This window comes from Bradyrhizobium forestalis, assembly GCF_002795245.1.
Classification (GTDB): domain Bacteria; phylum Pseudomonadota; class Alphaproteobacteria; order Rhizobiales; family Xanthobacteraceae; genus Bradyrhizobium; species Bradyrhizobium forestalis.
This window is the reverse complement of the sequence record NZ_PGVG01000016.1, coordinates 143,635-151,757: the sequence shown is the minus strand read 5'-3', so window position 1 is coordinate 151,757 and position 8,123 is coordinate 143,635. Positions and strand designations below refer to the sequence as shown.

At 65.8% G+C, this 8,123-nt stretch carries 11 protein-coding genes; 4 read left to right on the top strand and 7 right to left on the bottom strand.

What is annotated here, in order from left to right; genetic code table 11:
- Positions 1 to 1,234, top strand: a 1,234-nt coding sequence (locus CVM73_RS20430; RefSeq protein ID WP_100233675.1) for a hypothetical protein, incomplete at its 5' end; no start/stop codon positions are given.
- A gap of 163 nt (positions 1,235 to 1,397) precedes the next feature.
- Here the strand turns inward: CVM73_RS20430 and CVM73_RS20425 are convergent.
- The 3 genes from CVM73_RS20425 to CVM73_RS20415 all read right to left on the bottom strand — a co-directional run bounded on the left by CVM73_RS20425 (position 1,398) and on the right by CVM73_RS20415 (position 2,444).
- The gene (locus tag CVM73_RS20425; RefSeq protein WP_245452381.1) at positions 1,398 to 1,673 is read right to left on the bottom strand and encodes a hypothetical protein; all 276 of its coding nucleotides are present in this window, start codon (positions 1,671 to 1,673) and stop codon (positions 1,398 to 1,400) included.
- A 252-nt stretch (positions 1,674 to 1,925) separates the two neighbouring features.
- Positions 1,926 to 2,150, bottom strand: coding sequence for a hypothetical protein (locus CVM73_RS20420; protein WP_100233674.1), 225 nt, complete (start codon positions 2,148 to 2,150; stop codon positions 1,926 to 1,928).
- 36 nt (positions 2,151 to 2,186) lie between these two features.
- Entirely contained in the window at positions 2,187 to 2,444 is a 258-nt protein-coding gene (locus CVM73_RS20415; RefSeq protein WP_167406939.1) for a hypothetical protein, read from the bottom strand.
- Positions 2,445 to 2,588: 144 nt separating this feature from the next.
- On the opposite strand from CVM73_RS20415, the gene CVM73_RS20410 reads away from it, so the two are divergent.
- Complete coding sequence (locus CVM73_RS20410) at positions 2,589 to 3,014, top strand: DUF5413 family protein (RefSeq protein ID WP_100233654.1); 426 nt, start codon at positions 2,589 to 2,591, stop codon at positions 3,012 to 3,014.
- Between the two features lie 58 nt (positions 3,015 to 3,072).
- A complete protein-coding gene (locus tag CVM73_RS20405) occupies positions 3,073 to 3,594 on the top strand; it encodes a DUF4112 domain-containing protein (protein ID WP_100233673.1) in 522 nt (173 codons plus the stop codon).
- 277 nt (positions 3,595 to 3,871) lie between these two features.
- Here the strand turns inward: CVM73_RS20405 and CVM73_RS20400 are convergent, their stop codons facing one another.
- From CVM73_RS20400 to msrA, 4 genes are all read right to left on the bottom strand, one after another.
- Entirely contained in the window at positions 3,872 to 4,165 is a 294-nt protein-coding gene (locus CVM73_RS20400; RefSeq protein ID WP_100233653.1) for a hypothetical protein, read from the bottom strand.
- A 212-nt stretch (positions 4,166 to 4,377) separates the two neighbouring features.
- On the bottom strand, positions 4,378 to 4,542 hold the full coding sequence (locus CVM73_RS20395) for a DUF3309 family protein (protein WP_100233652.1): 165 nt from the start codon (positions 4,540 to 4,542) through the stop codon (positions 4,378 to 4,380).
- A gap of 109 nt (positions 4,543 to 4,651) precedes the next feature.
- Entirely contained in the window at positions 4,652 to 5,071 is a 420-nt protein-coding gene (msrB, locus tag CVM73_RS20390; RefSeq protein WP_100233651.1) for a peptide-methionine (R)-S-oxide reductase MsrB, read from the bottom strand.
- A 45-nt stretch (positions 5,072 to 5,116) separates the two neighbouring features.
- Entirely contained in the window at positions 5,117 to 5,821 is a 705-nt protein-coding gene (gene msrA, locus CVM73_RS20385) for a peptide-methionine (S)-S-oxide reductase MsrA (protein ID WP_100233650.1), read from the bottom strand.
- Between the two features lie 282 nt (positions 5,822 to 6,103).
- Between msrA and CVM73_RS20380 the strand changes: the two genes are divergently transcribed.
- Positions 6,104 to 7,792: a caspase family protein gene (locus CVM73_RS20380; RefSeq protein WP_100233649.1), complete on the top strand. Its 1,689-nt coding sequence runs from the start codon at positions 6,104 to 6,106 to the stop codon at positions 7,790 to 7,792.
- The last annotated feature ends 331 nt before the right edge of the window (positions 7,793 to 8,123 follow it).

The window sequence follows — 8,123 nt, the reverse complement described above, 5'->3', positions numbered from 1 at the left end:
CGCCCCCCCGCCCACAACACCCGCTGCCGGGGGCGAGCCCCGGCGCCCGCCGCGCCCCCCCCGTTCCGACCCCCCGCGCCACCCGGCCCCCCCCCCCCCGCCGCCCCCGCCGGAGCCGCCGGCCGGCCGCGATCGCCAAGCGGCGCGCCGCCCGCCCGATATGGGACCTCCACCGCCGCTGCCGCCGTCGCCCGGCGTGCGCGGCTTCCGCGACATCACGGCCGATGCCAATGATCTCGGCGGCGCGGCCGCGCAGGCCAGCCGCGCCGCGCGGCGCACCTATGCCAACGTGCCCTCGCCCTCGCCGGAATTCGACCGGCTGGAGCCGAGCCTGGAAAACCGCGCCGGCGAGTCCGAGGCGCCCTATTCCTACGACGAATCGATCGAGGAGGCCGAGCGCTACGCGCCGCCGTCGCCGCGTCCGCGGATCGCGGCCGAGCGCGAGGCCAAGAAGCGCGCCCGCACCGGCTCGGCCTTTCCGTTCAAGAGCGCGATCGCCGTCGGCATCGTGCTGATCCTGGTTGGCGCCGGCATTCTCTGGGGCAAGCCGCTGCTCCAGACCGCCACCAACCTGTTCAAGTCCTCCCCAACCCAGGTGGTGGAGGCGCCCAAGGACACCGCGCAGCCGCAGAGCAAGCCGAAGATTCCCGATCGCGTCGGCCAGCCATCGGCCAGCGATCAGCCGGTCGCGCCGGTGGCGCAGAAGGTCGTGCTCTACGACGAGGATCCGTCCGATCCGAAGGGCAAGCAATATGTCGGCTCGGTGGTGTGGCGGCTGGAGCCGATCAAGGCCTCGGGCAACCAGAAGGCCGACCTCGCCGTGCGCGCCGACATCGAGATCCCCGACCGCAAGTTCAAGATGACGATGTCGTTCCGCCGCAACACCGACTCCTCGCTGCCGGCGAGCCACACCGCGGAGCTCACCTTCATCCTGCCGCAGGATTTTCCGGGCGGCAGCGTCTCCAACGTGCCGGGCATCCTGATGAAGTCGAACGAGCAGGCGCGCGGCACCCCGCTCGCCGGCCTCGCGGTCAAGGTCACCGACGGCTTCTTCCTGGTCGGCCTCTCCAATGTCGATGCCGACCGCTCGCGCAATGTGCAGCTCCTGAAGGAGCGCTCCTGGTTCGACGTGCCGCTGGTCTACGCCAACCAGCGCCGCGCCATCATCGCCATCGAGAAAGGCGCCCCCGGCGAGCGCGCCTTCAACGACGCCTTCGCGCAGTGGGGCGATTGAGCTAAGCGAGCACCATCCTCGTCATTCCGGGGCGTGCGAAGCACGAGCCCGGAATCCATCGTGCAGCGTGTGATGAGCGGAATGGATTCCGGGCTCGACGCTTACGGGCCGCGCTCTGCGCGGTCCAGTCGCGTCGCCCCGGTATGACATCCCCGGATCAGTGCTACTGCGCCGCGGCTTCCCGCTTGCGCGCTGCTGCGGCGGCTGCGTGCTCGCGGTCCATCACGGCGCGGCAGCCGGGGCTGACATGGTGCTTGTTCCGCACCATGCAGGCGGTGATCCTGGGGATGTCAGGAATTTCACTGGAGCACAGCCGCATCGCATCACCCGAGCACATCTGCTGGGCTTCTTGCGAGAAGGCGAGGCCGGGTGATGTCTGGAGTGCGAGGCTAGTGATAGCGAAAGCGAAGAGCGAAGCGATCGTCTGAAGGCGTGTCATGTGGAATGGGTCCCCGAGTTCGGTGGGCTTGAGCCACTTGGTTCTTGGGGCGCCGCACGCGGCTTGATCTGCCGCATGTCACAGCCTTCACGTCGGGAACTTTGGTCCCGCATGTGGTCGCTCGATTACTTGTGATGTCGAATCGAAAGTGCTGCGCCGCCCGAGCGAAGTATGCGCCATTGTCACGAGCCTGCAATGGTCGGCGCAAAGGAATTCGCAATTGTTGCACGCGAGTCACGTCGCGCGATCAGGTCAGCGATCGGAGGATGCGCTCGCTGGTTCCGCGTCGCTCACGCCGAGCGCGGCGGAGTGTTCCTCGACGGCGGTGACGCCCTTGGCCGTGAGCTCGAACAGATCGCCGTCCTTCATCACGTAGCCGTCGGCGATCAGTTGCCCCACCTTGCCCTGCCGGTCGTCCGCAAACGCAACGGATTGGCTGATGTCCCGCAGGATCGAGAGCTCTTCGTCGCGCAACATGGCTTCACTCTCCATTCGCGGGGATGGGTCCGATCCTCACATGCCGTGGCTCTGGAAGACCTTGCTGCAAGCGCGCGACAGCTTGGCCCGATTGGCTTGCAGGCAGCTTTGCACCGCGCCGTCATTGCCGAGGTCCTTGCGGCAGAAGCGCGAGGCATCGCGCGAGCAGGCCTGCTGCTCCTGCGGCGTGCCCTGATGGCCTTGGGCAAGAGCGGGCGCGTCGGACAGGCCGCTCAGGGCCGCCAGCGCGATCGTCGCCAGCAGAAATTTGGCCGGGAGAAATTTGCGGGCCATCGGGCCCTCCAATCCGACAGGGAAAATTCTGGTCCTGTCTGAACTCGTCGCCCTGCCACTTGTTCCCCAAGGACAGCACCCGCGCCCCGGCTGTTCAAGGTTCCCGCTGCACTGCTATAACGCTGCCAAAGTGTGAGGTGCTTGATGAAACGCTATCTGGTGTTTGCGCTGGTCGGCCCGTTCGTCGGCGGGTTCCTGCTGCTGCTGACGACGACCTACCAGTCCGGCTATTGGGCCCAGACCAATCTCGGCGAGGTCGGCAAGCTGTTCGCGGTGTTCTTCAAGACCCTGCAATACAGCTATCTGTTCGGCTTCCTGCCCTCGCTGATGATCGGCGCGGTCGACGACATCCTGATCCACATCCGCCGGGTCGGCCCGGGTTTGCGGATGCTCCTGGTCGGCCTGTTCGCCTTTGTTCTGGCGTCGCTCACCTACAGCTCGCGCGGGCCGGATTCGGGCGCGGTGCAGTTCATCCTGTATGGCCTCGTCGGGTTCGTGCCGGCGGTGATTTCATCCTGGCTCGTGCATCGCTATGTCGAGGAGCCGCAAGCGGCGGCGGCGCCGACCTGACGCGCGGCGTCCGGTCGCGGCAGCAACCTCCGCCGCGCTGGCGCGTTCACCGAAGGCCATGATCATGTCCGAGGACGACATTCTTGCTCCGCGCAAATCCCGTTCCGGGGACCGCTCGCGTGCGAGCGGGCCGATCATCGATCAGGAAGGCCACGAGATCAGGCCGGAAAGCCTGGAGCAGGGGTTTCGTGAGTTTCGCTTCGAGTTCGGCCAAGCGGGCCCGTTCGGCAATCTGACGCGCGAACAGCGGATCGCCCGTCTCGAGGCGATCGCAAAGCTGCTCGACGTCGCCTTCATCCTGCCCGGCACCAACATCCGCTACGGCATCGACGGGCTGATCGGCCTGATCCCCGTCGTCGGCGACATCATCACCACTGCGATCTCGCTGTGGCTGGTGCGCGAGGCCCGCGCGCTGGGGGCGCCCTGGTACATCACCGCGCGCATGCTCGGCAATGTCGCGCTCGACGGCGTGGTCGGCATGGTCCCGTTCGCGGGCGACGCCTTCGACGTGATGTTCCGCGCCAACATGCGCAACGTGCGTCTCTTGCGCCGCTGGCTCGAGAAGCAGCCGCGGATGTAGGGTCTCTTTAATTCCTCCGCCGTGCTCTCGCGTGTCCCGGACAAGGTGCGGCGCGTAAGCGCGGCGCCGCAGAGCCGGGACCCAGGGAACCACGGGGGATGTCGATCCGTGGGCCCCGGCTCTGCAGCGCACCGCTGAAGGAGCGCTGCCATAGCGCGTCGAAGACGCGCGTAAACGCGCTAATGGCGTCCTGGGCACCAGAGTCGCAAACGCAAAAAGCGCGATGACCTTTCGGCCATCGCGCTTTCTGCGCATATCGTAAGGCTCAGCGAAAAGCTTACGCCGCGTCGGCGTCGGGCTCCGCGGCCGGAGCCGGCTTGGGCCGACGGGGCAGCGGGAAGGCATCGCTCTCGTACAGCGAGCGGATGCCGTTCTGGTCGAAGCGCGCTTCCTCGACCTGGAGATAGGCGCCGTTCAGCGAATCCGTCGGCAACTGCTCCATCGCGAACTGCACGGCCTCGGCTGCAGTGCCGAACCGGCGATAGGTGAAGCCCGCGCGCTTCTTCTTGCGGATCGCGGCGGGGAAGAGTTCGGCGGAAGTGTTGAAGTTGAACGGACGCAGTGGACGCATGGTCAAAGACCTCGTGATCTTCTCTGGGGCTTTAAGCGCGTGGGGTTGGGGAGGGCAGGGGCCGCAATCAAGCGGGCCCGCCGCATGTCATCTTCGACCACTAATATAGGCCGATTTGACAAAAATGCGACCCCTGCGATGCGAGATGATGAATCCGCGCATGGCAGCTCCGCCGGCGAAATAAATCTAGTAATATCAAATAGTTAAATCGTTTACACTTTGCCAAGAAGCAGCAGCACGATCAGCACCACGAGCACGACCCCGCCGATGCCCATGCCGGAATGGCCGAGGCCATAGCCGTAGCCGCCGAACCGGCCGGACAGGCCGCCGACCAGATAGATGATCACCAGGATGATCAGGATGGTCCCAAGCGTCATGGCATCCCTCCCTGGCGGCCGCCGAAATGCGATGATCGGCCGCACCGCCAAAGGAGAAAAGCACATCGGAGCCCCGGGTTCCACGGGGGAACCCGGCCGCATGCGCTGTTTATTTCGGCTCCAGCTTCAGCGCCGCCGAGTTGATGCAGTAGCGCAGGCCGGTCGGCCCGGGGCCGTCGGGAAAGACATGGCCGAGATGACCGCTGCATTTGGAGCAGAGCACCTCGGTGCGGATCATGCCGTGACTCGTATCCCGCTCCTCGTCGATATGGCTTTCGACGGCAGGCGCGGTGAAGCTCGGCCAGCCGCAGCCGGAATCGAACTTGGCGTCGGATTCGAACAGCACATTGCCGCAGCCGGCACAGACGTAAGTGCCGGCGCGCTCGTCGTGCTCATATTCGCCGGAGAAGGGACGCTCGGTCGCCTTCTCGCGCAGCACCGCGTACTGCATCGGCGTCAGCTCGCGCCGCCACTGCTCTTCGCTCTTGATGACCTTGTCGTCGGTGATTTTCGCCTTGATGTCGGGCATGGGTCTCCGGTTTCTTCAGTGATCTTGCTTTCGGTGATGTCGCGATCAGTTGGTGGCCTTGCCGGCACTCACCAGCGTCGGCTTTTCAATGTAGTCGTCCGCGAACAGCTTTTTCAGGTTCTGGACCTTCGGGATGTCGTTATAGGCGATGTAGGGCTGGTTCGGGTGCAGCGTCAGATAATCCTGGTGGTAGGCCTCCGCCGGGTAGAACGCCTCCAGCGCGCCGACCTTGGTCACGATCGGCTTGCTGAACACCTTCGCGCTGTTGAGCTGAGCGATATAGGCCTCCGCCACCTTCTTCTGCTCGTCGGAGGTGGTGAAGATCGCCGAGCGATATTGCGGGCCGGTGTCGGGACCCTGGCGGTTGAGCTGGGTCGGGTCATGCACCACCGAGAAGTAGATCTGGAGGATCTTGCCGTAGGAGATCTTCTTGGGGTCGTACTTGATCTCGACCGACTCGGCGTGGCCGGTGCGGCCGCTCGAGACCGTCTGGTAGTCGGCGGTCGCCTTGGTGCCGCCGGCATAGCCGGAGACCGCGTTGACGACGCCGGCGGTGTGCTGGAAGACGCCCTGCACGCCCCAGAAGCAGCCGCCGGCGATCACGGCGGTCTGGATGCCGCTCGCGGGCGCTGCGTCCAATGCGGGGGCGGGGATCACAACCGCATCCTCCGCGGCCCGGGACGGCATCGTGAAAGCCAGCGTCAGGGCAGTGGTTGCGGCGAGCAGGGAGGCGAGGGCGGTTCGGCGCATGGCAATCCTCTTTCGGAAGGGCTGACAGTCTAGGGCGGACGAGACCGGGCGAACAGCCTGCCCGGGGTGATTCCGCATCATCCGAGATACGGGCGCCGCCGGTGATTGTTACGGCGGGGCGGACACGAGGCCGTGAAGACCGCCGGGGCGGGCAGCGCGACTTGGAGCCGACTTGGAGCCGACTTGGAACGCGGCTTGGCGGGATGCGGAACTCCGCGCTAGATGAACCGGCGCGATCGACGATCGACCATACGAAATGGTGGCTGGAGCTGACCTGACAACATGCTGCGCGTCGTTTCCCTGACCCTCGCCGCCCTGGCCGCCTTTATCGCGACTGCCGCGGCCGATCCCCAAACCGGCGACGATCTCGCCATTTGCCGCGACCGCCAGGCCGAGATGCAGGCCCGCGCCGCGGCCTGCGACAATCTGCTGAACGCCGACCGTCTCACCGGCAAGGACAAGGCGATCGCGCTGTCGGTGCGCGGCAATACCCAGCTCAACAAGCGCGACCATGTCCATGCGATCGAGACGCTGTCCATGGCCGTCGACCTCGATCCGGACAACGTCATTGCGCTCAATTTGCGCGGCCTTGCCTATGAGCGCAGCGGGCAGGACGACCTCGCGATGGCCGACTACAACCTCGCGCTCCAGAAGCGCCCGGCCTACGGCGTTCCCTACAACAACCGCGGCGTCATCCATGCACGCCGCGGCGCGCTGCAAAGCGCGATCGACGATTTCAGCCTGTCGATCAAATACACGCCGAAATTCCTGCTCGCCTGGACCAATCGCGCCCGCGCGCGAACGCTGATGAAGGATTTCGACGGCGCGATCGCGGATTTCGCCGAGGCCGAGAAGATCGATGCGGCCGCGCCGCAGATCGCCGGCAACCGCTGCGTCACTTACGGCATGATGGGCAAGTTCGACCGAGCCCTGGCCGACTGCAACGGCCTGATCGAGCGGCAGCCCAAGAACGTGTTCGCGATCAACAACCGCGCTGACGTCAACATGATGAAGGGCGATCTGGAGGCCGCGCTGAAGGATTACAACACGGCCATCCAGATCAACCCGAACAATGTCCGCGCCCATTCCGGCCGTGGCCAGATCTACGAGCGCCGGAAGGATCTCGCGCAGGCCCGCGCCGATTATCGCGCCGCGGCCTATTCGCTGACGAGGTTCGACGAGACCGAGGTTGCGCGCGCCCGCGCCATCGCGCAGGAACGGCTCGCCGCCCTGACGCCGCAGGCGCCGGGGTCCGCGCCCACCGGTCGCCGCGTCGCGCTGGTGATCGGCAACGGCGCCTACAAGAACGCCCAGGCGCTGCCCAATCCGCCCCGCGATTCGAAGCTGATCGCGGGTGTGCTGCGCGACCTCGGTTTCCAGACCGTGATGGATACGAAGGACCTCACCCGCGACAAGTTCTTCCAGACGCTGAAGGTCTTCGCCGAGGAGGCGGAAAAGTCCGATTGGGCCGTGGTCTATTATGCCGGCCACGGTTTCGAGATCGGCGGGGTGAACTATCTCGTCCCGATCGACGCAAGGCTCACCGCCGACAAGGACGCCGAGGCCGAGGCCGTCGCGCTCGAGCAGGTGATCGCTGCCGTCGGCGCCGCGCGAAAGCTGCGTCTCGTGGTCCTCGATGCCTGCCGCGACAATCCGTTCGCGCCGACCATGCAGCGCACGCTGGCGCTGAAGCTGGTCGACAAGGGCTTTTCCAACATCGAGCCCGGCGCCGGCTTCATGGTGGTCTACGCCGCCAAGCACGGCGAGACCGCGATGGACGGCGACGGTGCCGCCAACAGCCCGTTCGCCACAGCGCTGGCGCGCGAGATCAAGCAGCCGCGCGTCGAGATCCGGAAATTGTTCGACATCATCCGCGACGACGTCTGGGCCGCAACCCAGCACGCGCAGCAGCCGTTCACCTACGGCTCGCCTCCGGGGCGGGAGGATTTTTATTTTGTCGCGGGGAAGTAGCTGCGTAATGTGCGGAGCGCCGGCACCACACATCCGGTGTCGTCCCGGACAAGCGTAAGCGCGGATCCTGGACCCATAACCCCAGGGAGGAGTCGCAGCGCGAGCTGGTGACCACGAGTCTTCGCCAAACAACTTCCTGTGGATATGGGTCCCGGATCAGCGCTTCGCCCTGGACAACGCTTCGCGTTGCCAAGAGCTGCGCTTGTCCGGGACGACGGCAGTTCGTAGCCCGCATGAGCGTAGCGACATGCGGGTTGTTCTGTCCCGGATTTCGCTGCGCTCATCCGGGCTACGGCAGCCTCACACCACGACGCTTGGCCGTTTCGCCCGC

Bases quoted from the DNA above. Each gene is read 5' to 3' on its own strand.
- CVM73_RS20425 (WP_245452381.1), bottom strand. From the start codon at position 1,673: ATGACACGCCTTCAGACGATCGCTTCGCTCTTCGCTTTCGCTATCACT.
- CVM73_RS20420 (WP_100233674.1), bottom strand. From the start codon at position 2,150: ATGTTGCGCGACGAAGAGCTCTCGATCCTGCGGGACATCAGCCAATCC.
- CVM73_RS20415 (WP_167406939.1), bottom strand. From the start codon at position 2,444: ATGGCCCGCAAATTTCTCCCGGCCAAATTTCTGCTGGCGACGATCGCG.
- CVM73_RS20410 (WP_100233654.1), top strand. From the start codon at position 2,589: ATGAAACGCTATCTGGTGTTTGCGCTGGTCGGCCCGTTCGTCGGCGGG.
- CVM73_RS20405 (WP_100233673.1), top strand. From the start codon at position 3,073: ATGATCATGTCCGAGGACGACATTCTTGCTCCGCGCAAATCCCGTTCC.
- CVM73_RS20400 (WP_100233653.1), bottom strand. From the start codon at position 4,165: ATGCGTCCACTGCGTCCGTTCAACTTCAACACTTCCGCCGAACTCTTC.
- CVM73_RS20395 (WP_100233652.1), bottom strand. From the start codon at position 4,542: ATGACGCTTGGGACCATCCTGATCATCCTGGTGATCATCTATCTGGTC.
- msrB (WP_100233651.1), bottom strand. From the start codon at position 5,071: ATGCCCGACATCAAGGCGAAAATCACCGACGACAAGGTCATCAAGAGC.
- msrA (WP_100233650.1), bottom strand. From the start codon at position 5,821: ATGCGCCGAACCGCCCTCGCCTCCCTGCTCGCCGCAACCACTGCCCTG.
- CVM73_RS20380 (WP_100233649.1), top strand. From the start codon at position 6,104: ATGCTGCGCGTCGTTTCCCTGACCCTCGCCGCCCTGGCCGCCTTTATC.